Below are 25279 nucleotides of genomic sequence, written 5' to 3'. Positions count from 1 at the left end.
CGCATGACCGACACCGCCCTCTCCACCTCCATCAAGGCCCTCGCCCGCAGCGAGGAACTTCCCCAGGAACAGCTTGTGTCAGCCTTTGACACGCTTCTCTCAGGCGAGGCCCAGCCTGAGCAGGTCGGTGCGTTCCTTATGGGTCTGGCCGTCCGCGGGGAAACGTCGAACGAACTTCTGGCTGGCGCAAAAGTCATGCGTGAGCATGCCAGGACAATCAGCATTGAAGGCCCACTCCTAGATACATGCGGCACGGGCGGGCTACCATGGACGTCGCTGAACACCTCAACTGCCAGCGCTATCGTCATCGCGGCTGCCGGAGGTCGCGTTGCCAAGCATGGCAACCGCTCGGTGCCCCCAAAGACAGGGTCCGCCGATGTCCTGGAAGCCCTCGGGGTCGAACTCGATATCACGCCACGGGTTTTCGCGCATTGCGTCGAACAGGCCGGCGTCGGCTTCCTTTTTGCCCGCAGCCACCATTCGGCGATGCGCCATGTCGCCCCGATCCGGGCAAGCCTCGGCATACGAACCATTTTCAACCTGCTCGGTCCGCTGTCCAATCCTGCCAATGCCAGTCATCAGATCCTTGGTGTCTATGAGGCCCGCTGGTTGAAGCCGATGGCAGAGACGCTGCTGAAACTTGGCATCAAGCGGGCCTGGGTCGTGCATGGCCTTGACGGCATAGATGAGCTGTCGATTTCCGGTCCTTCCCGCGTCATCGAAGTCAAGGATGGTACCCTGGCAGAGTTTGAGCTGACGCCCGCTGATGCCGGGCTCGATTCGAGCCCTCTGTCGGCGCTTGAGGGCGGCACGCCGGATCAGAACTCGGCAGCCATTCGCGAATTACTGGAAGGCCGGGCCGGCCCCTTCCGCGATGTTGTTCTTCTGAATGCTGGCGCCGGTCTGCACATTCTCGGCCTGACAGATACCCTTCTGGAGGGGGTCGAGCGCGCACGCCAGGCGATCGATTCCGGCAAGGCCATCAAGACCCTGTCGCTGCTGGCAGACCTTAGCCACGGGCGGAGTTAGAGCAATGGCAACGGCTCTTGACCGCATAATCGAGTACAAGCGTGACGAGGTCGCTGCGTTGAAGGCGAACCGGTCCATGGAATCCCTCCTGGCCGATGCTGCCGCAGCTTCCCCGACCAGGGGCTTTGCGCGCCGCATGAGCGATATCGTATCTTCAGGCGAGAACGCTCTGATTTGCGAACTCAAGCGTAAATCGCCCTCGGCCGGCGAAATCATGCCGGGTGCAGATCCGGTCGCGATTGCGAAGGACTATGAGAATGGCGGCGCGGCCTGCTTGTCCATTCTGACAGATTTCCAGAGTTTTGGAGGGTCATTGGGTGACCTGGCCGCTGTCCGGGCCGCGGTCGACCTTCCCTTGCTCCGCAAGGAATTCATGATCGACGTGATACAGGTCGCGGAAGCCCGGGCATTCGGTGCGGACGCGATCCTCGTGATCCTGTCTGCTGTCGATGACGCCCTCGCGCGTGACCTTATCGGCGCGGCCACCGATCTCGGCATGGACGCGATTGTCGAGGTCCACGAGGAAGACGAGCTGGAGCGCGCCAACGCCCTTCCATCTGCGTTGATCGGGATCAATAATCGCGATCTCAAGCGAATGGTAACCGAACTGGAGACGACGGAACGGCTGGCTGGCCGGCTCGCGCCCGGAAAATCCCTGATTTCAGAAAGCGGCATATCCGAACCGGCCCACATTGTACGGCTGCGCAAGACTGGCGCCCAGCGCTTCCTCATCGGTGAAAGCCTGATGAAATCATCCGATCGTCAACTTCAGTGCGAAAATTTACGCAAAGCATCTTGAGATTGACCCGAAACGAGAACGCATGTAGAACATGTGTGAACAGATTCGGTTGATTTGGAGGGCACATCGTGCTGACCAGTAAACAGAGAGAGCTTCTTCTCTTCATCCATGAGCGTATCAAACAGGATGGCGTCTCGCCCTCCTTTGATGAGATGAAAGAGGCGCTGAACCTGGCGTCCAAGTCCGGTATTCACCGATTGATCACCGCGCTGGAAGAACGGGGATTCATAAAGCGCCTCGCTAACCGTGCGCGTGCGCTGGAAGTGCTTAAGCTCCCCGATTCCGCAACACCGGCAGCTCCGCCGCGCGGCCGGCAGGTCTTCCGCCCGAGCGTTGTAGGCAATCAGGCGACACCCCCTCCGGCTTTTGCCAGTCACACAATCCCGGTCCTTGGCCGAATTGCCGCCGGCGTGCCGATCGAAGCCATCCAGAATGAAACCCACCGGATCCGTCCGCCGGGTGACCTGCCCGAGGGCGACGATCACTTCGCGCTCGAGGTCAAGGGCGATTCCATGATCGAAGCGGGCATTCTCGATGGTGACCTTGTCATCCTGAAGCGGACCGACGACGCAAACACCGGCGATATCGTTGTTGCCCTGATCGATGAAGAAGAAGCGACCCTGAAGCGGCTGCGCAAGAAAGGGGCGTCCATCGCCCTCGAGGCGGCCAACCCGGCCTTCGAGACACGGATCTTCGGCCCGGACCGTGTGCGCGTCCAAGGCCGGCTTGTAGCGCTCGTGCGTCGCTACGACTGATAGACTGGTGTTGTCTCAAGGATTTTTGAGGCACGGCGTCCAGGGACGCCTGCCGCATTTAGGGCGGTACATATCCAGGGTACCGGTGACGTCGCTCAGGATGGTCGCGGCGCCATCTTTGATGATCTCATCCCATAAGACAACCATGGCGCCATTGCCGCAGTCAGGCGGCAGCGACTTCTTGCTCAGGATGATTGCCGCACTTTCATCGCATCGCTCATCGATCCAGTCTGGCGCTCCTATGAGAATGCGACCAGCCGCGGTCCGAAAGTCGCACCCGTCATTCAGACAGTCGCTGGATGCCGTAACATCAGCGTAATGAAGGGGCGCCAGGCCCTCTCCATCCGCTAATGGCACTCGAAGCACGCCACGCTCCGTCGTGACCACATAGGCATCTCCAGACGATGACCAGTGCACGACCGCCTGCGGAGACAGCATCCACACAAGCGCACTTGCGGCCAGCGCCGCTGCACTCAAGCCGAAGCGTTGTTGAACGGAATTCCCGAGACAGGCGCCAATCAGGCCGAGAATCAACAGGATGAGCACGCTGGGAGGCATCGGACCACCCAGCTCCAGTCCTCCATCTCCGGCAAGAGACGCCCAGTGCGCAATCGCAAGCACGCGCTCAAGCGACCAGCCGAACACTGCAAGGCATAGATCAGACAGGCCCACAGGCCAGGTGACGAGCGCCAAACCCGCTGCAGGCGCACTGATGAAACTGAAAATTGGCATCGCCAAAAGGTTTGCCAGCAGACCGAGAGGGGCAACGCGATCGAAATGGTATAGGGCAAAGGGTGCTGTTGCAGCGGCTCCGACAGCGGACGTCACAACCAGCGACTTCAGGGCAAACAGCATGCCTCTCCGGCGGGTTTCGCCAATGGCCGCCGCCCGGCGCGACCATGCCTCATAGGTGGCGATCAGCGCGCCTGTCGCGGCGAACGACATCTGGAATCCAGGGGTCATGACGCTTGCCGGCTGAAGTAGCAGGACAGCAATCATCGCAAGCGCGAACGTCCTGAGACTGAGTGGCGAACGGTCCAGCAGAATTGCCAGGAACACGATGGCGGCCATGATGAAGGCCCGCTGGGTAGATATGCTCGCGCCAGAAAGTACCAGGTAAAGCGCTGTGGCCATGAGCGCGGCCGCGGCTGCCGGTTTCTGTGCGGGAACGCGAAGCGCCAGCCACTCCCATGTCGAAAGGGTCCGTCTCACCGCGAAATAGACGAGAGCCCCCACTATGCCGAGATGAAGTCCGGAAATCGCCAGCAGGTGGGCAAGACCGGAATTTCGAAGGGCTTCCATGTCCGCCTGAGACATGAAGCTACGATCACCGGAGGTAAGGGCTGCTGCGAACCCGCCGGCACGTGGCCCCGCTTCCTCATTGACGTGCCGGGCAAGCGAGCGCCGGATTGCGCCGATTTCGGTTTCGAGACGCGAAGTCGCATTCACCTGCGCGCCAAGGGGGCCACCGCGGCAGCGGCCCATGACGTAGCCCACGGCATCCAGCCCTTCAAAAAATGCCTGACGATTGAATGGGTAGTCTCCGGGAAATTCTGGTTGAGGTGGCGGACGCAACACCGCCCAGCACCTGACAAACCGCCCAGGCTCGACTTCCAACCGATTGGAATGCGTAAGGCGGACATGCTGCGGCGCCTGTTGCGGCGACAGTCCAGCCATGGCGTGCACGGTCAATCTCAACCTGTTGCCATTCTTGCCGGGCTCGACATCAGTCAACCACCCCTCAAGCATGACAGGCCCCAGCGTCTGGGTAAGAACCGGGGGCGCTCTCAAACGGGTGTGAGCCTTCGCAATACTGAAACCGGTCACAGCGCCCAGGGTGACGACAAGCAGGATCCTAACCCCTGCCGGAGTATCCCACCTGCTCATGACGAACAGAATCAAGGACGCTGTGAGGGTAGCAACAAGAATCGAACTTAACGTCGAAGGCTCGGCCGGAAGCGTGAAATAGACACTCGCCCCGGCGCACATGCCTAATGCGAAGTACAAGGGCCGGCGCATTTGCCCTACATTTCGAACATTGTCTGCGTCCACGTCCTGCGCCACATCAGTCGCGCTCTTGCCTGACGGCGCATGAGCGTGTTGATGGCGTCCAGAAGTGAATAGGCCCCGACGTTTCGAGGACTGGTCAGACCGATGACTGTGATTACGCGATTTGCCCCCTCCCCAACTGGCATGCTGCATATTGGCGGCGCCCGTACGGCCCTTTTCAACTACCTGTTTGCCCGGCACAACCAGGGAAAATTCCTGCTTCGTATTGAAGACACTGACAAGGCCCGCTCAACGCAGGCCGCGGTCGACGCGATTCTCGACGGCATGGCCTGGCTCGGTCTCGAGCATGATGGCGACATTTACTATCAGAGCGAGCGGGCTCCACGCCACGCGGAAGTCGCCGAAGCGCTGGTGGAAAAAGGCGCAGCGTTCCGCTGCTATGTCACACCGGAAGACCTGCAGGCCCGCAGGGATGAAGGCGAGCAGGTTCGCGCCGCCGCCAAGGCCGAAGACCTGTCCGACGAAGAACGCACAGCGCTGAAAAAGAAGGCTGAAGCGCTCCTTGCGCCTTTTCGCTCGCCCTATCGCGATGGTGGAGATCCACCGGCAGCGAACGCTCCCTACACCATTCGTCTGCGCGCGCCCGACACTGGCGATATAGCCGTGTCCGACAAGGTCCAGGGAGATGTTCGCGTGCGGGCCAGCGAGATTGACGATCTCATCCTGCTTCGGGCCGATGGCAGCCCGACTTACATGCTCGCGGTTGTTGTCGATGATCACGACATGGGCGTAACGCACGTTGTGCGTGGTGACGATCACCTGCGCAACACCTTCCGCCAAATCCCGATCTACGAGGCGATGGCGTGGACCGTTCCCGAATTCGCCCATGTGCCGATGATTCATGGCGACGATGGCGCCAAGCTTTCCAAACGCCATGGCGCGCTGAGCACCACCGCGTATCGCGATATGGGATACTTGCCAGAAGCGGTCGCCGCCTACCTGCTGCGCCTGGGATGGAGCCATGGCGATCAGGAAATCTTCACGCGCGAGGAAGCAATCAGCGTGTTTTCGCTAGAGGCCATCAACAAGGCCCCCGCCCGGCTCGACCTCAACAAGCTGAATGATGTGAACGCCTTCTTCATTCGCCAAGCCGATACGGACAGACTTTTCGACCTGCTGCACCCCTGGCTCGACCAGGCAGCCGGACATTCGCTTGGCGCAGACGTACTCGATCGCATCCACGCGGCCTTGCCGCACATGAAAGATCGCGGATCGACACTGCCGGAGCTCGCCGAGAGCTTCAGGTTTTTCTGGACCGCCAATGCGGACGACCTGAACAAGAAAGCCAGAAAGGCGCTCTCCGGAGACAATCTTCTGCGCCTGGGCAATATACGCGAAGCCATTGCCAATATTCCGAATTGGGGCGATACGGCATTGCAGCAAGCATTGGAGTCCTTCTGCTCAGCGCACGAGTTGTCATTCGGACAGGTCGGACCACCTATACGCGCAGCACTTACGGGCGGACTCCCGGCCCCGGACCTGGCTCCTGTCATGGCCTGGCTCGGTCGGGAAGAGACTCTTGCGCGCATTGATTTTCATCTCGCCCGGGCAGAAGCCGGGAGCGAATAGCGGATACGACACGTTTATGAGGGCTGACATGATCAACAAGACCAAACCTGCCGGCACGGCGAAACTCGAAATCAATGGCACGACATACGATCTGCCTATTCTGAGCGGCTCGCTTGGGCCGGATGTTATCGACGTCAAGAAACTCTACGGGCAGGCTGGCGTCTTCACCCTAGATCCCGGTTTCACGTCCACCGCAAGCTGCGAGTCCCAGATCACCTTTATCGACGGCGATGAAGGGATTCTCCTACATCGTGGTTACCCGATCGACGAACTGGCAGACCAATCCGGCTACCTTGAAGTCTGCTACCTGCTTCTGAACGGCAAGCTGCCGACGCAAACGGAATTCAAGTCCTTCGCCAAGGAAGTCACCCAACATACGCTGCTTCACACGCAGATGGACCGCTTTTTCGATGGCTTCCGCCGTGACAGCCATCCGATGGCCATGCTGACCGGCACAGTAGGCGCACTGTCGGCCTTCTATCCAAGCTCGATGGACAGCTCAGACCCTGAAGAGCGCCGGCTGGCCTCCATCCGCCTAATCGCCAAGATGCCGACGCTCGCCGCGCGCATTTACAAGTATGCCGTTGGCCAGCCTTTCGTTAATCCGCGCAACGACCTCTCATATGCCGAGAACTTCCTGCGCATGTGCTTCTCTGTTCCAGCCGAGGAATACAAGATCAGCCCGACGCTCGCCAAGGCGATGGATCGCTTCTTCATCCTGCACGCAGACCACGAACAGAACGCCTCGACGTCGACCGTGCGTCTTGCTGGTTCATCGGGCGCCCACCCCTACGCGGCCATTGCTGCCGGCGTCGCAAGCCTCTGGGGACCATCACACGGTGGCGCGAACGAAGCCTGCCTCAACATGTTGCAGGAAATCGGTTCAGTGGACCGCATCCCGGAATTCATCGCGCGCGCGAAGGACAAGGACGACCCCTTCCGCCTGATGGGCTTCGGCCACCGCGTCTACAAGAACTACGACCCACGCGCCAAAGTCATGCAGCAGACCGCGCATGAAGTCCTAGACGAACTTGGCGTTCGCGACACACCGATCCTGAAAGTTGCGATGGAGCTCGAGAAGATCGCGCTTGAAGACGATTACTTCATTGAGAAGAAACTCTACCCCAATGTCGACTTCTATTCAGGCATTATCCTCGATGCCATGGGCTTCCCGACAGAGATGTTCACAGTGCTGTTTGCACTGGCCCGCACAGTCGGCTGGGTGTCCCAGCTCAACGAAATGATCGAGGACCCGACGCAACGCATCGGCCGTCCGCGCCAGATCTATACCGGCGAAGCCAAGCGCAGCTTCGTTCCCGTCAATCAGCGCGGCTGAGCGCAGTCCAGAAGCGTTTGCGCGGCGATCTGCGCAGAATCAAGTTGGCTCTCTCCCATCCGGGAGAGAGCTTTTTTTTGCGCATCGATCTGGGCAGACCGCGCCTTGCTGTCCGTGAGCATGGCGAGAGCGGTGTCGGCTATGGGCCCCGCCTTGAAGCGAGTCTGGACAAATTCCGGAACGATTTCAGTGTCATCGGCCGCAATATTCAGGAGCGTTATATGCTTTGGCTTGAACAGGAAGAAACGGGCGAGCGCCCAGGTCACCCAACCCATATGATAACCGACCAGGAAGGGCGTTTCCTGGAGTGCAAGCTCGCTCGTGACGGTTCCGGAACACGCCAGCGCAAAGTCCGCTGCCGACATGATATCGAACCGGTCTGCGCTTGTGGGGGAGAGCAACGCCCATTGCTCGACGTCCGGAAAGGCCTCCAGAAACTGGGCGCGTACATTTGCGGATGGGTGCACCACAATTTGCGCTTCAGGCAAGCTGTCCTTCAGCCGGCGCGCAGCATCCATCAGAACAGGTGCGACCTGGGCGATCTCGCCTCGGCGGCTGCCAGGCAGGACCAGGAGCAAGGGATCGGTCTCCGATACGCCAAGAAGCGCCCTGCCCGCTTTCCTGTCGCCCTTGTGGCCCCTCGACAGGGCCGGGTTGCCCATAACCGTCGTCGGCAGGCCGAACGGCTCATAGAATGGTTCTTCGAAAGCGTGAATGCAGACGAGATGATCAACTGTCTGGGCAAGGGTCTTGGCGCGCCCCGGCCGCGTCGCCCAGACCTGCGGCCCGACAACTTTTACCAGACGGATGTGCGGGGCCCGTTCCCTCACCCGCTGGGCCACTCGCAACGTGTAGCCCCATGAATCCACGAGTCCGACGACATCCGGCGCGGCCTTGATAATGTCTTCGGCGGCCTGGTCAGCGAGTTCTATCACTCGCTTGTAGATCTTCACGCCTTCCAGAAGCCCTACGACCGATAGCTCCGACGTGTCGATGGGTGAAATGATACCCACGCTGGCGAGATGCTCACCGCCAATGCCATGAATATCCGTGTCAGGCGCCTTCTTCCGGATGACTTCCACGATCTCAGATGCGAGGAGATCACCTGAAGGTTCGGCGGCGACGAGATACAGTCCGGGCATGGCTCAGTCCCAACCGGCCGGGAAGCCGTAGACGAAAACACCATGTTCGGCGCAAAGCGCCTCGATCTTGTCCCTGCCCACAAGCAGCGCGCCCGATTCCTCAAGGCCAATACCAGCAAGGCCCGCAGCAGCAGCAGACCGGATCGTAGCCGGGCCAATGGTCGGAAGATCAATCCTGCGTTCCTGAATGGGCTTCGGGCGTTTCACCAGAACGCCCTTTCGGTTTGCAGCTGTACCTTTTATCGCGGGATCAAGGTCGTTCAGGCGCGCAAGCATGCCGTCCGTGCCTTCCTGCGCCTCGACGGCGAGCACCAGCCCGTCGACGACCACGCAACCCTGACCGATGTCCAGCCGGCCAATTTCCGAGGCGATATGAGCGGCTTTGCGCATATCCAACAGCTGTGTCTCGTCCGGCGCCGGGCCCGCAACGAGCCCCATCGTCATCTTGAGATCGCTGGCGGCTTCCTCAGCGCCGACGACGCGGAACCCCTGTTTCTCGAAATAGTCGAGGATTACCCTCAGCAGCGCATCATCGCCCTTGCGAGCGGCCGACACGACCTTTGGCAACAGGCTGGCACCGCGCAGGTCCAGCTTGATGCTGGAAAAATTCGGGCGCTTCACGATTCCGGCCAGAACCAGCTCCTCGCACTTTTCCTCCTTCAATCGCTTGGCAATGCGGCCGAGCTGGCCAATGCCGATTGTCTCGCCAGGAAATTCCAGAAGCGCTGGCTCCTCGAAGCCCGCTAGCCGCATGACATAGACCGGCCGGCCGCTCTCTCGAGCAGCCTGGGCAATGCTTACCGGAAGGCTCCCCAGACCCGCAATGATACCGAGCTTGGACATCGGTATGCCCCTATTCTGGCAGACAGAGCGCCCGGCTCTTGCTGGCCCGTATGAACTGGATGATTTCCAGCAACTCCGGACAATCGCCATAGGTCTCCTCGGCATCCGCAACGCGTTCGCTGAATGTGCCTTCCTTGGCGAACAACATGCGATAGGCCGCGCGGAGGTCATGGATGGTTTTCCGGCTGAAGCCCCGCCGCTTCATGCCGACGATGTTCAAGCCGGCGAGATGGGCATGATTTCCGATCACTGACCCATACGGAATGACATCGGCGACAGTGATAGCCCCGCCACCGACAAAGGCATGGCGCCCAATCCGGCAGAACTGATGGATTGCAACCATGCCTCCCATCCAGACCTGTTCACCGATCACAACATGGCCGCCAACAGCGACATTGTTCGCGAACACGCACTTGTCTCCAACGACGCAGTCGTGCGCGATATGAACTCCAACCATGAGCAGGCAGTTTTCGCCGACGGTTGTAATGCCGCCATGCTTCGGTGAGCCCGTGTGAACCGTTACGTGTTCACGCAGGATCGTGCCGCTGCCGATGGTCAGGCGCGAGGTACCATCGTCATCGAAGCCGAGAATCTGAGGCGCGCCTCCAATAACGGCACCAGGAAACACCTCCACGCCCTTGCCAAGCTCCGTGCGGCCGGTGACGGTCGCATGCTGGTGAATTTTGCAGCCATCTCCCAGCACAACACCCGGACCGACATAGGCAAAAGCGCCGACGGTAACATCAGCGCCCAGCTGGGCGCCGTCTTCAACGATGGCTGTCTGGTGTATCTGTGCCGTCACTTTGTTTTCTTTTCCCCTGATATCTGTTTCTGCAGCCAGGCGACCTCCCGCATCCACTGGCGAATGGGACGCGCAGGCACGCCTCCCCATGTCTCGCCCGCAGGAATTTCGCGGAACACGCCGGCCGCAGCCGCAATCTGCGCGCCGGCACCGATGTGGACATGATCGGCAATACCGGCCCGACCGCCCAGCATTGCTCCATCCTCAATCGTGACCGACCCCGAAATACCGGCAAAGGAAGCGAGCGCCACATTCCGTCCGATCACGACATTATGCGCGATCTGGCAAAGATTATCGATCTTTGTCCGTTCGCCGATAATCGTGTCGTCAAAAGCGCCCCTGTCGATACAGGTATTGGCGCCGATCGTCACATAGTCCTGGATGATGACGCGACCATATTGGGGCGCATCTTCTGCGCCATATGGCCCGCCCATGACGCCAAAACCGCTTTCACCAATCCTGGCGCCCGAATAGATTTTCACGCCGTTACCGATCAGCGCGCACTGTACCGAGGCGTTCGCCCCAATCTCGCAATCGCGGCCGATCTGAACGCCGGGGCCGATCACCGCGTTGGGTCCGATGACAGTCCGGTCCCCGATCGCCGCGCCTGCGCCGATAAAGGCCGACGGAGCGACCTGTGCGGTCTGATGAACATTGCTAGGTTTCGATTCACTCTCTGCAACCTGCCAGCCGCGCGGACGAAGCACGGCGCGGGCTGCAAGCGTGTGACTGTATCGCGGAAAGGGCGTACACAGCGCACTGACCGAATCCGGCAGGGCGTCTGCATGCTCAGGTGTCACAAAGCACGCGGCAGCCTGCGGATTCACGTCGGCCGGCCCTGGCGGACGCTTGCCATCAAAGTAGCAGAGGTCGCCCGGTCCCGCGGATGCCGTTGGCGCCACACCCGTGACGAGAACGGCCCCGTCGCCGCGCAGCTCGGCTTCCGCTAGACGCGCAAGCTCTGCTACCGGAACGGGGCCGAGCGATTCGTAGAACCGGTCGTCGATTGGCATGTCGCTACTGCTGCGGTGCCTGCGCCTGGATCTTCTGGCGAACCACTGTCACCGTCGGCATTTTCGCATCCATCTTGCTGATGACGAGGTTGGTGGCGTCGACAGATTCGGAGACATAAATGGCGTCGGAGCGGTCTATCATCACATCCGCATTCTTTTCATTGACGACTTCCTGAAGCACGCCCTGCATGGCCGTAAAGAAGTCACTCCACGCCTTGCGCTCGGTCGCCTGCAGCTCGGCTGCCGCGATCTGGCGCTGGCGATTGAATGCCTGTGCCTTGCGCGCATAGTCGCGCACTTCCTGGCTCAGCGCCTCGTCCGCGGCGATGGCTTCCATCGACATGTTGGCGGTCTTGGCTTCGAGCGTTTCGCCCTCGGATGCCAGAGCATCGCCAGTTGGCTTAAGCTCCGCGGTCATGTTCTGCTCGATCTGGTTGACCTTGGCGATGATGTCCTTGCCCCCAGCGCTTTCGCGCATGATGCGGGATTGATCGATCACGACAACATTCGCGCCTTGTGCCTGGGCAACAGGAGCGACAATCGCCGCGCTCGTGAAAAGCATCGCAAACGATGCCAGAGCGGCTTTAAGGAATTGCATTCTTTCCTCCTCAGAAGGTCTCAGAAGCGCGTGGAGGTACTGAACCGGAACGTCTCTGTCCGGTCGTACTCTTCCTTGCGCAGGATTTGTGAGAAATCGAACCGGATCGGTCCGAAAGGTGAGTCCCAGCCCACAGACAGCCCCGCCGATGCGCGAAGGCCCATGGCGTCTTTTGTCAGTTCCACGGTGGTCGTATTGTTACCGGAGCTCGTCCCCACGATCCGCGCCGGATCGATATCGAAGTCGTCCAGCAAACCGACCGAGCCGGCTTCAACAAACAGGGCGGTATCGATGCCGTACTCGTCCGGCAGGAAGTTCGGCACGGTCAATTCGAGCGTACCTTGATAGTAAGCCTTGCCACCGAGCGCATTCAGACGGCGAACATTGACCGTTTCGCCTGTTTCGTTGTCGACTTCTCTGCGGATCACGCGCGGACCGAGACCGGCCACATCGAAACCCCGAAAGCTTGAACCGCCCCGGAAGAAGCGGTTGTTGATGCGGATGCCTTCGTCGTCACCAATCGGCTCGATAATGCCGCCTGACAACCGGACACTGGCACGGACACCCTTGAAGATCCCCTTGTAGGTCGCACCGGAGATTTCTGTCCGCAGATAGTTCACATCTCCGCCGACACCCGCGAAGTCCTGGCTGAGCGAAAAGTCAAAGCCACCGGTCGGCTCGATGGGGTCGTTGCGGCGATCCCAATTGAACGAATAGCCGAGGATCGACGAAATTTCGGCGCGCTCACTACGGCAGCTGCGATTGCGATTGATGAAATCAGGCGAGCAGACATCGACAATCTGCGTTCCATCCGGCAACGGATCGGCGTCCGGCGACACCAGCACTTCGCGCTCGAAGTCATCGGAAGGATCGTCCGGCGTTCCATTATCAAATACGACCGTTTCGGTCGCCGCCGTACCATCGGTATTGATGACAATGGGCCGATCATTGAAATCAAGTTCATCCGACTGCAACCGGTAGCGCAGGCCGAGATTTGTGTTCTCGCTCAATGGGAAACCGAAGTTCACGCCAGCACCGACCGTGTCGGTCTTGAAGCCGCCATCGAGAAACTCAGAGAAGTCCGACCGCGTCGAAAAGATATCGATACCCGCTGCAAGGTTGCGGTCGAGGAAACGCGGCTCGCGGAAGCGCAGGTCGACATATTGCTGACGCTGCGAAGCGGAAACGCGCGCGACAACAGTCTGGCCGCGGCCGCGAAGGTTACGCTGCGAAACGCTGACGTCAAAAAGGAACGCATCGACCGAAGAATAACCGGCCGCGAAGGACAGCTCGCCTGTCGGCTGTTCTTCCACGGCGACTTCGACAACCGTCCGGTCAGGACGTGAGCCCGGTCCCTCGGTGATCTCCACATTCTTGAAGTAACCAAGGGCGCGGACACGGTTTCTGGACCGGTCCAGCAGGACCCGATTGAATGCGTCGCCTTCCGAAACTCTCAGCTCCCGCCGGATGACACGGTCGAGGGTCGCTGTGTTCCCGACGATATCGATCCGCTCGACATAGACGCGCGGGCCTTCATCGATTGCGAAGGTGACATTGACGCGATTGGTTTCCGGATCGGGCTCGAGCTGCGGCGTGATGTCGACAAACGCATAGCCTGCGATGCCGGCCGCGTAGGTCAGCGTGTCGATCGCGTTTTCGATCTGGTTGCCGCGAAACAGACTGCCTTCCTGAATGGACAGCGCATTACGCAACGCGGTGGAGTTCAGCTTGTCCAGCTCTGTTTCGACCTGGATGTCGCCGTAATAATACTGGTCGCCCTCTTCCACCGTGTAGGTGATGTAGAAGTCTTCCTGGTCCGGTGTGAGGTCAGCGACGGCAGAGACGACACGGAAGTCGTAATAGCCATTGTTCTGATAGAACTGGCGCAGCAGCTCGCGATCGTATTCGAGACGGCCCGGGTCGTAGTTGTCATTCGAACTGAAGAACCGCCACCAGCGCGACTGGCGCGTGACAATCTCACTCCGGAGGCGCCCGTCGGAATAGGCGTCGTTGCCGATGAAATTGATGGAACGCACGCCCGTCACGGGGCCTTCATTGATGACAAAGACCAGGTCGACACGGTTCTGTTCGAGCGGTTTGTACTGCGGTTCCACGCTCGCAGCGAAGCGGCCGGACTGGCGATACAGCTCAAGGATACGCTGGACGTCCGCCTGCACACGGGCAGCAGTAAAGATACCCCGCGGCGCGACCTCTATCTCTTCGCGCATCTTGTCGTCGTCGATGGCATTGTTGCCCTCGAAAATGACGCGGTTGATGATCGGGTTCTCGACCACGCGGACGATCAGGTCAGAGCCGGATTTTTCGAACGAAGCGTCTGCGAACAGACCTGTTGCAAAGAGGGTCTTGAGCGACAGGTCAATCCGGTCCGGATCAAACGGATCGCCCGGCTCGACCAGCAGATAGGACTGAATCGTGCGATCCTCGATCCGCTGATTTCCCTCAACCACGATCGTCCGGATCGTTTCACCGTAATTCGCTGGCTGTGCTTGAGCCTGTGTCGTTAACCCTGGCGCCGTCGCCAGGGCAACACTTGCAGCAACGCTCATAAGGGACGCAGCGAAAGCAGATCGCATATGTTTACTCTCAATTTACCGTGAAGCCGGGCTATCAGCCCCGGGCGGAGTTGAACAGTCCTGTTTCCAGTACGTCGCCCCATGTGATGAAGACAAACATTCCCAGCAACAAAACCATTCCCGCCATGAGCGCACCTTCTTGAATTCGTGCCGGCATCGGTTTGCCGACTATGGCTTCATAGCAATTGAAAACGATGTGACCACCGTCGAGTACAGGAAATGGAAGTAAATTAAAGAAACCGATTCCTACAGAGACCGCTGCGCAGATGCCGATCATGTTCCAGAAAAGCGAATCGACCTTCTGCCAGATCGACGCCTCCTCAACCGACATGGTTCGATTGACGATGCGACGGCTGACATCGCCGATGGCGACCGGCCCACTGAGCGAGCTGAGCTCCTCCTTGCCGGTAACCATGCGCTTGATCATGTCGGTCGTCATGACCAGCGTCGACCAGGTTTGCCCCGTCCCCTTCGCCAGCGCTTCGACAGGATTGTAGCGAATGTGGCGGGCGGTGTCGGGGATGGTCGCCATGACGACGCCAATCGTGCCGAGCTTCTGCATCTGACCCACCGCATTCTCGCGCAGTTGGGCCTCGGGCACCAGCGTTAGGTCAACCATAGTCCCGTCCCGCTCAACCACCGTATCAACCGCACTGTTGCTTGAAGTCGAGACGATGAGCTGGACCTGGCCGGCGCTCTTGATTTCCTTGCCATTCATGGAAACGAGGATGTCCCCAGGCTCCAGCCCGGCCTCGTAGGCTGCGCCGCCTTCGACCACTCCTTCGACGGCCAGGCGGCTTTCATAGCTGCCTTTTACAAGGAAGATCGTCGAAAAGAGTAGCGCTGCAAGAATGAAGTTCGCAGCGGGCCCTGCCGCCGCGATGATGGTGCGGCCGCCTACGCCGATCTCATTGTAAGGCTTGCCTTGCGGCCCAGATTCGACCTTGCCGATATCACTCGGAAGCTGGTGCTCGCCCACGAATTTCACGAACCCGCCAAGCGGAATCCAGTTTACGCGCCAGCGGGTCCCCTTCTTGTCGGTCCGCTCGAAGATCGGCTTGCCGAACCCTACAGAAAACGACTCGACCGCCGCGCCGAAATAGCGCCCGGCAAAGTAATGCCCGAGCTCGTGGATCACGACCACGATACCCAATAGGAAAACAAGGCTGAGGATGAAAATCGGCGCCTGACTTACAAATTCAATCATTCTACTTCACTCCCGGTCCGTAGAGACGCCTCTGCAATAAGCCTGCCGGAACGCTGACGAACTTCGGCATCCAGGGCAATGATGTCGTCAAGCGAGGCTGCGTCACCGGCGGACACGCCGGATAGCGAACGATCGCCAAGGGCCGCTTCCACGACATCGCTGATATCGGTAAACCGGCACCGGCCATTCAGGAATGCCTCAACTGCACACTCATTGGCGGCATTCATGACCGTTGGCGCTCCGCCCCCCTCATCGAGAGCCTGACGTGCCAGACGAATGGCCGGAAACCGGGCGTCGTCGACGGCGAGGAAATCCAGCTGTGCAAGATCGACAAGATTCAGGCGCTCGACATCAGTCGGCAACCGGCGCTCCGGCCAGGAAAGGGCATGTGCAATCGGGGTCTTCATGTCGGGCGAACCGAGCTGCGCAAGGACAGAACCATCCCGATAGGCCACTAGCGAATGGATGATGGACTGGGGATGAACAAGCACGTCAATCCGCTGCTGCGGCATCTCGAACAGGTAGGCCGCCTCGATGAGCTCAAGCGCCTTGTTCATGAAGGTTGCGCTATCGACGGAAATCTTCCGTCCCATAGACCAACGCGGGTGCGCACAAGCCTGCTCCGGGGTGACATTGTGAAGGTTCGCGAGGGGTGTTTTCAGGAACGGACCACCGGACGCCGTCAGTACCAGCTTTTCAACATCTTCCTGACGCTCCAGCACCTGGAACATCGCATTGTGCTCGGAATCGGTCGGGATAATGTGTGCGCCCGTCTTCTGCGCGACCCGTTTGAGCAAGGGGCCAGCGCAAACCATGCTTTCCTTGTTGGCCAGGGCGACACTGTTTCCAGCCTTGAGCGCGCTGTAGGTGGAGCGCAATCCGGCAATGCCGACAATCGCCGCAAGCAGCCTGTCCACCGGCCTCGCTGCAGCTTCGGCAATTGCATCTGCTCCCGCCGCGACTTCGATGCCTGTACCTGCCAGCTGAGACTTCAATTCCTTGTAGGCGCGATCGTCCGCAACAACAGCCAGTCTGGCATTGTAGGTGATCGACTGCCTGGCCAGCGTGTCGACGTCCGAATTCGCGGTCAGCGTATCGATCGAAAAGACGGGGTCCTCGCTCACACTGCCCGCATGCGCCATGACTGAAAGCGCCGAGCGGCCAACCGAGCCAGTCGACCCCATGATTGATACGCGCATCGTCATCAGCCGGCCTCCAGTCCGAGCAGCTCCGGCACGGTGCCAAAGATCGACAATATGACAACCGAGCAGACGCAGGCCATACCAAGACCGTCGACACGGTCCATTACGCCGCCATGCCCCGGGACGAGTCCGCTGGTATCCTTGACGCCAAACCGGCGCTTGAGGGAGGATTCAAACAGGTCGCCCCATTGCGCGACAATTGAAATCAGCAGCCCGGCAATGAGCCAGGGCAGCCTGGGCGCGTCCATCAAGCCCGCAGCGATCAGGCCGCACAAGCCGCTGCACAGCAGCGCTCCGAAGGCGCCGCTCCAAGTCTTTGATGGCGAGTCCTTGGGCGAAAGCGGGGGGCCGCCGAATCCTTGCCCGGCGAAGTAAGCACCCGAATCCGAAGCCCACACGGTGCCCATGAGGATGAGCGCCGCTGCCTGGCCATTCCAGTCGCCTTCACGCAAAAGCAGGAGCCCCAGCGGCAACGCTGAGCCATAGACAATTCCCAAGGCGCCAATCAGTCGATCCCCCATACGCGCTGGATGGATCAGGACGAGGAGGAATGCGCAAGCGGCCAGCAGACCAAGGGCGACCTGCCAATCTGTCACGACGATCGACAAGGATGGCAGGGCACAGAAAAAGGCCATCAGCGGCATGACCGGAGAGGCGGTCATCCTTGCCCACTCATAGCCCATAACAGCGCCGAAGAGGCCGCAGGAGATGGCGAGTGCCGCACCGCCCGCAGACACGACGACGAGCGCGAACGGGATCAGAACTGCCGCAGACAGGACCCGAAGGACCAGCTCGCGGTTTCGGTCGCTTTTTGATTTTGCACCGGCCATGTCAGCCAGCCCCGGACTTCAGCCCGCCAAACCGTCGCTCTCTCGACGCAAAGACTGACAGGGCCTGTTCCAGGCCAGCCTCGCCAAACTCCGGCCAGAGCACATCCATGAAGACCAGCTCAGCATAGGCGCTCTGCCAGATCAGGAAGTTACTCAGGCGCGACTCTTCACCGGTGCGGATGATCAGGTCCGGATCAGGAAATGCCGCGGTATCAAGCCGTGCGGCAATCGCAGCTTCATCTATATTTTCGGGGTCGAGACGGCCGGCTTTTACGTCCTGTGCGATGGCCCGTGTCGCGCGGGTAATCTCCTCGCGGCCACCATAGTTGAAGGCGATACCGAGATTGAATGCGGTGTTGTGCCTTGTTTCTCGCTCTGCCCGCTCCAGAAGCGTGTTGATCTCCTCGGGCAGGCCCTTGCGGGTCCCAAAGACGCTGACCTTCACGCCTTCCTTGATCAGCTGGTCCAGATCCCGGTTTATAAAGGTCTTCAACAGCGCAAAGAGCGCACTGACCTCGGCAACCGGTCGGCGCCAATTCTCCGTCGAGAAGGAATAGACGGTGAGGTATTGCAGGCCGAGCTTGGGCGCGGCTTTCACGGTCCGGCGCAGCGCCTCGACACCTCTTTCATGTCCAATGGCGCGCGGCAGGCCGTGGCGGGATGCCCAACGCCCGTTTCCATCCATGATGATGCCGACATGTGCAGGCACACCTCTGCCGCCGTCCGCCTCGGGCCGGGGCTGTTCAGAGGGGGCCGGTCGTGCCGTCAAACCTGCATGATCTCCGCTTCTTTGTTCTTCAGAATTTCGTCGATGCGCGCAATGTGAGCATCGGTCATCTTCTGGACGTCTTCGGACAGACCACGTGCCTTGTCCTCACTGATTTCGCCATCTTTCTCGGCTTTTTTCAGCTGGTCCATGCCGTCGCGGCGAACATTGCGGACGGCGACCCGCGCCTGTTCGGCATACTTGCCGGCAACCTTTGTCAGCTCGGTCCGCCGCTCCTCATTGAGGACAGGGATCGGAATACGCAGGTTGTTGCCATCGACAACAGGATTCAGGCCGAGACCGGATTCGCGCACAGCCTTGTCGGCTGCACCGACGACCGACTTGTCCCAGATGTTCACAGCAAGGGTCCTGGCGTCCAGCACGGATACCGAACCAACCTGGTTGAGCGGCATCGTTGAGCCGTATGCCGGGACCATGACGGAATCCAGAAGGTTGACCGAAGCCCGGCCCGTCCGAAGACCGCCCAGATCGGACTGCAGCGACGTGATCGCACCATCCATCCGGCGTTCGAGATCTTTCTTATCTATACTCATGCGTGCAATCTCACATTCTAGGAAATGACCGTCGATGTTCCCTTGCCCAGAAGGACTTCCTGCAAAGCCCCCTTGTTGTGAAGGGAAAATACCACAATCGGAATATTCGTGTCGCGCATCAAGCTGACAGCGCTGGCATCCATCACGCGCAGGTCGCGGGCAAGGACTTCCTGGTAGCCAAGCTGGTCATAGCGCTCGGCCGATGCGTCCAGCTTCGGGTCAGCCGAATAGACACCATCTACCTGCGTACCCTTGAACATGGCGTGGCAGTTCATTTCAGCGGCCCGCAGAGCCGCGCCCGTATCGGTCGTGAAATAGGGATTGCCGGTCCCCGCCGCGAATATGACCACACGACCCTTTTCCATGTGTCGGATCGCCCTGCGGCGAATATAAGGCTCGCAGACAGTGTTCATCGGAATGGCCGACTGTACACGGGTTGGCACGCCAATCTGTTCAAGAGCACTCTGCATGGCGAGCGCATTCATGACCGTCGCAAGCATGCCCATGGAGTCAGCCTGTGCCCGCTCCATGCCGTTCGCTGCGCCCTGAAGCCCGCGGAAAATATTTCCGCCGCCAATGACGAGGCACAGTTCCACGCCAGTATTCTTGAGAGCCGAAGCGATCTCTTCGGCGAAACTCAGACAGGTTGGCATGTGAATGCCAAACTCGGAGGGCCCCATGAGGGCCTCACCCGACAATTTCAGAAGGACACGTTTATAAACGAGTTCGTCAGAACTCTCTGAACCATCAGGCATACTTTAACTCCAGAGACCGAGTTGCTCCTAAAGGATTCCCGGCTGCCTGTCATGGGCAACCGGGATCTTTCAGTGCATTAACTGTGGCCTAGGAGCCGGAAGTCATCGAAGCAACTTCTGCGGCGAAGTCGTCTTCTTCCTTCTCAATGCCTTCACCGAGCGTGAAGCGGACAAAGCCGACCAGCTTGGCGCCCTGCTCTTCGATGAACTGGCCGACCGTCTGGTCGGGGTTCATGACGAAAGGCTGCTCGACAAGGACAACTTCCTTGTAGAACTTCTTCAGGCGGCCTTCGATCATCTTCTCGATGACATTGTCAGGCTTTCCGCTTTCCTTGGCCTGATCCGTGAGGACCTGACGCTCGCGTTCGATCAGCGCCGGGTCGAGATCATCCGTCGTCGCAGATGCCGGGCTGGTGGCAGCAACGTGCATCGCTACCTTGCGCCCTGCTTCGGAGACCTTGTCGGCATCGGCACCTTCAAGCGCAACCAGCACGCCGATCTTGCCCATGTTTGGAGCTTCGGCACTGTGCACATAAGCGGCAACCTGGCCATTCGGCGATTCGAGCTTTGCGGTGCGACGCAGCGTCATGTTTTCACCGATCGTCGCAACGAGGCCGGTGATCATGTCCGTGATCGTGCCACTGCCAGCCGGCGACGCAGCGCCCTGAAGCGCTTCCAGCGTACCGTCGGTTTCGAGCGCCTTGTTGGCGATCTGGCTGAGGGCCGACTGGAACTTTTCGTTACGCGCAACGAAGTCGGTTTCGGCGTTCAGCTCGACCAGTGCGCCCGTCTTGCCATCGTCAGACAGGACAGCGGCGACAAGGCCGTCTGCGGCCGTGCGGCCGGACTTCTTGGCAGCCTTCGACAGGCCCTTGGCGCGCAGCCAGTCGATTGCGGCTTCCATGTCGCCGTCATTCTCGACAAGCGCCTTCTTCGCATCCATCATTCCCGCGCCAGTACGGTCGCGCAGGTCCTTGACCAGAGCGGCTGTGATATTTGCCATCTCAAAGATCCTTTTACAGTGAGGTTTGGTTTCAGCCTTCGGCTTTGACTTCCGTCTCTTTGCCATCGGTGTCTGCAGCAGCTTCGTCGGCGGCCGCAACATCGGCATCGGTCAGGCCTTCAATGTCTTCCGACTCGCCGAGGTCGATGCCGAGGCCAGCAGAAGATTCCGCAAGACCGTCGAGAACGGCATCAGCGACAAGGTTGCAGTACATCGAAATCGAACGCGCGGCGTCGTCATTGCCCGGGAACGGGAAGTCGACATCATCGGGATCGCAATTGGTATCGATCACGGCCACGACCGGAATGCCAAGCTTCTTGGCTTCCTTGATGGCGATCTGCTCCTTGTTCGTGTCGATCACGAACATCAGGCTCGGCAGGCCGCCCATATTGGCAATGCCGCCCAGAGCGCGATCAAGCTTGTCGCGTTCGCGCTCGACATTGAGCAGCTCTTTCTTGGTCAGGCCGGACGCATCGCGATCTGACAGCGTCTCGTCGAGTTCGCGCAGGCGCTTGATCGACTTGGAAACGGTAGACCAGTTGGTCAGCGTGCCGCCGAGCCAGCGATGGTTCATGTAATACTGGGCGCAGCGCTCTGCGGCCTCAGCAATCGGCTGTGCGGCCTGGCGCTTCGTACCGACGAACAGCACGCGGCCACCCTGGGCAACCGTGTCGCGCACCTGGACGAGTGCCTGGTGCAGCAGCGGAACGGTCTTCGACAGGTCCATGATGTGGATGCCCGAACGGTCGCCGTAGATATACGGCTTCATCTTCGGGTTCCAGCGGTGGGTTTGGTGACCAAAGTGGACGCCAGCCTCGAGCAGCTGACGCATGGAGAATTCAGGCAGAGCCATGACGAGTTTTCCTCTTCCGGTTGACCGGCACGGGCGCTATCGGTCTCAAACGGCTGAGACAGACACCGGATAGCCCGCGCATCGGGGGTTGATGGGGCTGGCTTATACAAACTTTGCGCGTTGGCGCAACCGCCCATGTTCAGGCTGCGCGGGTATCCACACGCGCAACGCCCGAAGCCATCTTGAGCGCCCGGAGCGCCTCCAGCCCGGTCGCGTAGACATGCGGCAGCTTCATTGTCACCGTCCGGCCGTCTTCCAGCGGAAGATCCATATAGATTGCACCGCGGTCGGCGCCGGGTGCGCTGACCAGCCGGTCCGCGACGGCCGCGATCTCTTCATAGTTCGCCCCACGCGACAATTTCACGATAAGCGCCTTCGCCTTCTTGCCGATCCGCGCCTTGTCGATCGGCGTGACCTGCTTGGCACTGAGCCGGATTTCCTCATCCTGGCGCCGGACATTCACCGTCACGCAGACACTGTTTCCGGTCTCCAGCATGGGCCGGTACATATCCAGTGCTTCAGGCATGACCATGAGCTCGACCTCGCCTGTCGGATCCGACAGGGTTAGGAAGGCGAACTTGCCACCAGAGCGCGACAGCTTCTCCACTCGCCGGCGCACAACACCGATCAGCTCGAGCGGCCTACCATCGACTGCCACATCGCCTATCTGGGCAGAAAGGGTGATGCGGCCATCCTCAAGGCTGTCGAGCACATCATCCAGTGGGTGACCGCTCAGGAAGAAGCCGACCGCTGCGAATTCCTCATCCAGCTTCTGCTGGCCATTCCAGGCCGATGCCTGGGGCAGCGCTGTCCTGACAGCCGGCTCGGCGTCTCCGAAAAGGCCGCCCTGCCCGCCTGCCCTGTCTTCTGCGGCAGACACGGCGGCCGCCGCCAGCAATGGCGCAGCCGCCAGCGCGCTCGCGCGATTGGGCTCCATGCCATCGAAGGCGCCGGCACGGGCCAGCTGCTCGATGCATTTCTTGTTCACTGACTTGGGGTCGACGCGCTCGGCAAAGTCGTGCAGCGACTCGAAGGGACCATTGGCGCGGCGCTCGGCTTCAACATGCTTCATTGCCTCAAGGCCGACGCCCTTGAGTGCGCCGAGCGCATAGACCAGCGCCCCATCCTGGACATCGAAGTCCGCCGTGGAACGATTGATATCCGGCTGGATGAGATCGATCTTCAGGCGCTTGGCCTCCTGCACGAAGGCGGCCAGCTTGTCGGTATTGTGAATGTCGAGGCTCATGGACGCGGCCAGGAATTCGACCGGGAAATGGCGCTTCAGATAAGCCGTCTGGTAGCCGATGAGGGCGTAGGCTGCGGCGTGCGACTTGTTGAAGCCGTAACCGGCAAACTTCTCCATCGTGTCGAAGATATCGTTCGCAAGCGGCGCCTCGATGCCCTTCAACTCCTTGGCGCCTTTCAGGAAGCGTTCGCGCTGGGCGACCATTTCCTCGACCTTCTTCTTACCCATCGCCCGGCGCAGCAGGTCAGCTTCGCCGAGGGAGTAGCCCGCGATTTCCTGCGCCATCCGCATGACCTGCTCCTGGTAGACAGGCACGCCGTAGGTCGCTTCGAGAATGGGCTCGAGATCGGGATGCTGGTAGCGGATGCTGGAAGGGTCGTCCTTGCCCTGCACATAGACCGGGATGTTGTCCATCGGACCCGGACGATAGAGCGAAATGATGGCAATCACATCTTCAATATTGTGCGGACGGACCTTGCGCAGCGTGTCGCGCATGCCCTGACCTTCGAGCTGGAAGACGCCAAGGGTCTGGCCGCTCGCCATCAGGTCATAAGTCGCCTCATCATTCATCGCCGCCCATTCGGGACCGACATCGCGGCCATCCCGGCGGATGAATTTCAGCGCACGATCAATGACTGTCAGCGTTTTCAGGCCGAGGAAGTCGAACTTCACAAGGCCGGCGGACTCCGCCCACTTCATGTTGAACTGCGTGGCTGGCAGGTCCGAACGGGGGTCGTTGTAAAGCGGGACGAGTTCGGTCAGCGGCCGGTCGCCGATGACGACGCCGGCTGCGTGGGTGCCGGCATTCCGGTAAAGCCCCTCCAGCGCCAGCGCCGTTTCGAGCAATTCGCCGACGCGCGGATCCTGCGCGATCTCGTCGTCGAATTTAGGCTCCTCGTCGATGGCCTCCTGCAGCTTCGGCGGATTGGCAGGATTGAACGGAATAAGCTTGGCCAGCCGGTCAACCTGGCCATAGGGCATCTGCATCACCCGGCCCACATCGCGCACGACAGCCTTTGCCTGCAGCGTACCGAACGTGATGATGGCCGCCACGCTGGCCGCGCCATACTTGTCGCGCACATAGCGGATGACCTCGCCGCGCCGCTCCTGACAGAAGTCGACGTCAAAGTCCGGCATCGAGACCCGTTCCGGGTTCAGGAAGCGTTCGAAGAGGAGGTCGAACCGAAGCGGGTCGAGGTCGGTGATCGTCAGGGCCCAGGCCACAACAGAACCGGCACCCGAGCCACGGCCCGGTCCGACGGGAATATCCTGTTCCTTCGCCCATTTAATGAAGTCCGAAACGATCAGGAAGTAGCCCGGGAACCCCATCTTCTCGATGATGCCGAGTTCGTATGCAAGCCTGTCCTCGTAAGCCGACCGCTCGGCATAGAGCTTCGGCACTTCGGCGAGCCGGGCGGCGAGCCCCTCTTCCGCCTGTGCCCTCAGCTCGTCGATCTCCGAGCGCGAGCCATCGCCGAAACGCGGAAGGATCGGCGCATGCTTGCGCGCCCGGACACCGCAGCGTTTCGCAATCTCGACCGTATTGGCGAGCGCTTCCGGAATGTCCTCGAACAGGGCCGCCATTTCCTCGGCTGTCTTGAGGTATTGCTCGGGCGATACGCGCTGGCGGTCATCCTGGCCGAGGTACTCACCGTTCGCGATGCACATCATCGCATCGTGCGCCTTGGCATCTTCCGGCTTCATGAAGCGGCAATCATGCGTCGCGACGACGGGCAGGCCAAGCTTGTAGGCGGCATCGATCAGGCCGGGTTCGCTATTGGCTTCATCCGCGACGCCATGCCGGGTGAGTTCGACATAGCAACGTCCCGGATAGGCCGCTGCAAACTCGGACAACGATGCTTCCGCCTCGGCCTGCTTGCCCTTGAGAATGTACTGGGCCGCCTCGCCTTGCGAGCCGCCGGTCAGAAGAATGAGACCGTCTGTTTTCTCAAAGAGATGTTCGCGCTTCAGCCGGGGAACACCATCCTCCGCTTCCAGATAGGCCGCCGAGGACAGCTCCATCAGGCGCTTGTAGCCCGGCTCGTCCTGAGCATAGATCGAAACCTGGGTCAGCCATTCCTGGTGGCCGCCATCGGTGACATCGAACCGGCACGCCATGATCGGCTGGATGCCGGCTCCGGACAGGAGCTCGGAAATCTCCAGCGCGCCAAACAGATTGTTGCGGTCGGTCACGGCGACAGCCGGGGCCGCGTTCTTTTCCGCCCAGCCGACCAGCTGTTTCGGTGTGATCATGCTTTCGAGCAGAGAATAGCTCGTCCGCACGGCCAGGTGGATAGAGGTCGGTTGGGTCAC

21 protein-coding genes are annotated in these 25279 nt (G+C 60.2%); 5 read left to right on the top strand and 16 right to left on the bottom strand.

What is annotated here, in order from left to right:
- The first annotated feature begins 3 nt into the window (after positions 1-3).
- The 3 genes from trpD to lexA all read left to right on the top strand — a co-directional run bounded on the left by trpD (position 4) and on the right by lexA (position 2583).
- A complete protein-coding gene (gene trpD / locus D1223_RS11860) occupies positions 4-1029 on the top strand; it encodes an anthranilate phosphoribosyltransferase (protein WP_119376639.1) in 1026 nt (341 codons plus the stop codon).
- Positions 1030-1033: 4 nt separating this feature from the next.
- Positions 1034-1828 carry an indole-3-glycerol phosphate synthase TrpC gene (trpC, locus tag D1223_RS11855; RefSeq protein WP_119376638.1) on the top strand — a complete coding sequence of 265 codons (795 nt, stop codon included), beginning with the start codon at positions 1034-1036 and terminating at the stop codon, positions 1826-1828.
- Between the two features lie 68 nt (positions 1829-1896).
- A complete protein-coding gene (gene lexA / locus D1223_RS11850) occupies positions 1897-2583 on the top strand; it encodes a transcriptional repressor LexA (RefSeq protein ID WP_119376637.1) in 687 nt (228 codons plus the stop codon).
- 15 nt (positions 2584-2598) lie between these two features.
- Here the strand turns inward: lexA and D1223_RS11845 are convergent, their stop codons facing one another.
- Positions 2599-4647, bottom strand: a complete 2049-nt coding sequence (locus D1223_RS11845; RefSeq protein ID WP_158588460.1) for a ComEC/Rec2 family competence protein — start codon at positions 4645-4647, stop codon at positions 2599-2601.
- A gap of 90 nt (positions 4648-4737) precedes the next feature.
- On the opposite strand from D1223_RS11845, the gene gltX reads away from it, so the two are divergent.
- Both gltX and gltA read left to right on the top strand, forming a co-directional pair.
- A complete protein-coding gene (gene gltX / locus D1223_RS11840; protein WP_119376636.1) occupies positions 4738-6222 on the top strand; it encodes a glutamate--tRNA ligase in 1485 nt (494 codons plus the stop codon).
- Positions 6223-6250: 28 nt separating this feature from the next.
- Complete coding sequence (gene gltA, locus D1223_RS11835) at positions 6251-7558, top strand: citrate synthase (RefSeq protein WP_119376635.1); 1308 nt, start codon at positions 6251-6253, stop codon at positions 7556-7558.
- Here the strand turns inward: gltA and lpxB are convergent.
- From lpxB to dnaE, 15 genes are all read right to left on the bottom strand, one after another.
- Positions 7546-8700, bottom strand: coding sequence for a lipid-A-disaccharide synthase (lpxB, locus tag D1223_RS11830; RefSeq protein WP_119376634.1), 1155 nt, complete (start codon positions 8698-8700; stop codon positions 7546-7548). The genes gltA and lpxB overlap by 13 nt on opposite strands.
- Before the next feature lie 3 nt (positions 8701-8703).
- A complete protein-coding gene (locus D1223_RS11825; RefSeq protein WP_119376633.1) occupies positions 8704-9543 on the bottom strand; it encodes an LpxI family protein in 840 nt (279 codons plus the stop codon).
- Positions 9544-9553: 10 nt separating this feature from the next.
- The gene (gene lpxA / locus D1223_RS11820) at positions 9554-10345 is read right to left on the bottom strand and encodes an acyl-ACP--UDP-N-acetylglucosamine O-acyltransferase (protein ID WP_119376632.1); all 792 of its coding nucleotides are present in this window, start codon (positions 10343-10345) and stop codon (positions 9554-9556) included.
- Entirely contained in the window at positions 10342-11358 is a 1017-nt protein-coding gene (lpxD, locus tag D1223_RS11815) for a UDP-3-O-(3-hydroxymyristoyl)glucosamine N-acyltransferase (RefSeq protein WP_119376631.1), read from the bottom strand. Before lpxD ends, lpxA begins: the two co-directional genes overlap by 4 nt.
- Before the next feature lie 4 nt (positions 11359-11362).
- Positions 11363-11956: an OmpH family outer membrane protein gene (locus D1223_RS11810; RefSeq protein ID WP_119376630.1), complete on the bottom strand. Its 594-nt coding sequence runs from the start codon at positions 11954-11956 to the stop codon at positions 11363-11365.
- Between the two features lie 20 nt (positions 11957-11976).
- Positions 11977-14550, bottom strand: a complete 2574-nt coding sequence (gene bamA, locus D1223_RS11805; protein WP_119376629.1) for an outer membrane protein assembly factor BamA — start codon at positions 14548-14550, stop codon at positions 11977-11979.
- A gap of 34 nt (positions 14551-14584) precedes the next feature.
- Positions 14585-15757 (bottom strand): M50 family metallopeptidase, encoded by a 1173-nt coding sequence (locus D1223_RS11800; protein ID WP_119376628.1) that lies wholly within the window; start codon positions 15755-15757, stop codon positions 14585-14587.
- Complete coding sequence (gene dxr / locus D1223_RS11795) at positions 15754-16962, bottom strand: 1-deoxy-D-xylulose-5-phosphate reductoisomerase (RefSeq protein ID WP_119376627.1); 1209 nt, start codon at positions 16960-16962, stop codon at positions 15754-15756. Before dxr ends, D1223_RS11800 begins: the two co-directional genes overlap by 4 nt.
- Complete coding sequence (locus D1223_RS11790; RefSeq protein ID WP_119376626.1) at positions 16962-17789, bottom strand: phosphatidate cytidylyltransferase; 828 nt, start codon at positions 17787-17789, stop codon at positions 16962-16964. Before D1223_RS11790 ends, dxr begins: the two co-directional genes overlap by 1 nt.
- Before the next feature lies 1 nt (position 17790).
- Positions 17791-18498 carry an isoprenyl transferase gene (locus D1223_RS11785; protein WP_233353136.1) on the bottom strand — a complete coding sequence of 236 codons (708 nt, stop codon included), beginning with the start codon at positions 18496-18498 and terminating at the stop codon, positions 17791-17793.
- 56 nt (positions 18499-18554) lie between these two features.
- Positions 18555-19109: a ribosome recycling factor gene (gene frr, locus D1223_RS11780; RefSeq protein WP_119376624.1), complete on the bottom strand. Its 555-nt coding sequence runs from the start codon at positions 19107-19109 to the stop codon at positions 18555-18557.
- Between the two features lie 17 nt (positions 19110-19126).
- The gene (pyrH, locus tag D1223_RS11775) at positions 19127-19864 is read right to left on the bottom strand and encodes a UMP kinase (protein ID WP_119376623.1); all 738 of its coding nucleotides are present in this window, start codon (positions 19862-19864) and stop codon (positions 19127-19129) included.
- A gap of 88 nt (positions 19865-19952) precedes the next feature.
- Positions 19953-20867, bottom strand: a complete 915-nt coding sequence (tsf, locus tag D1223_RS11770) for a translation elongation factor Ts (RefSeq protein WP_119376622.1) — start codon at positions 20865-20867, stop codon at positions 19953-19955.
- A 31-nt stretch (positions 20868-20898) separates the two neighbouring features.
- The gene (rpsB, locus tag D1223_RS11765; RefSeq protein ID WP_119376621.1) at positions 20899-21720 is read right to left on the bottom strand and encodes a 30S ribosomal protein S2; all 822 of its coding nucleotides are present in this window, start codon (positions 21718-21720) and stop codon (positions 20899-20901) included.
- A 139-nt stretch (positions 21721-21859) separates the two neighbouring features.
- The gene (gene dnaE / locus D1223_RS11760; protein ID WP_119376620.1) at positions 21860-25279 is read right to left on the bottom strand and encodes a DNA polymerase III subunit alpha; all 3420 of its coding nucleotides are present in this window, start codon (positions 25277-25279) and stop codon (positions 21860-21862) included.

Origin of the sequence: Henriciella mobilis (assembly GCF_003576285.1) — a bacterium.
Taxonomy (GTDB): Bacteria; Pseudomonadota; Alphaproteobacteria; order Caulobacterales; family Hyphomonadaceae; genus Henriciella; species Henriciella mobilis.
This window is presented reverse-complemented; position numbering and strand designations above follow the sequence as displayed.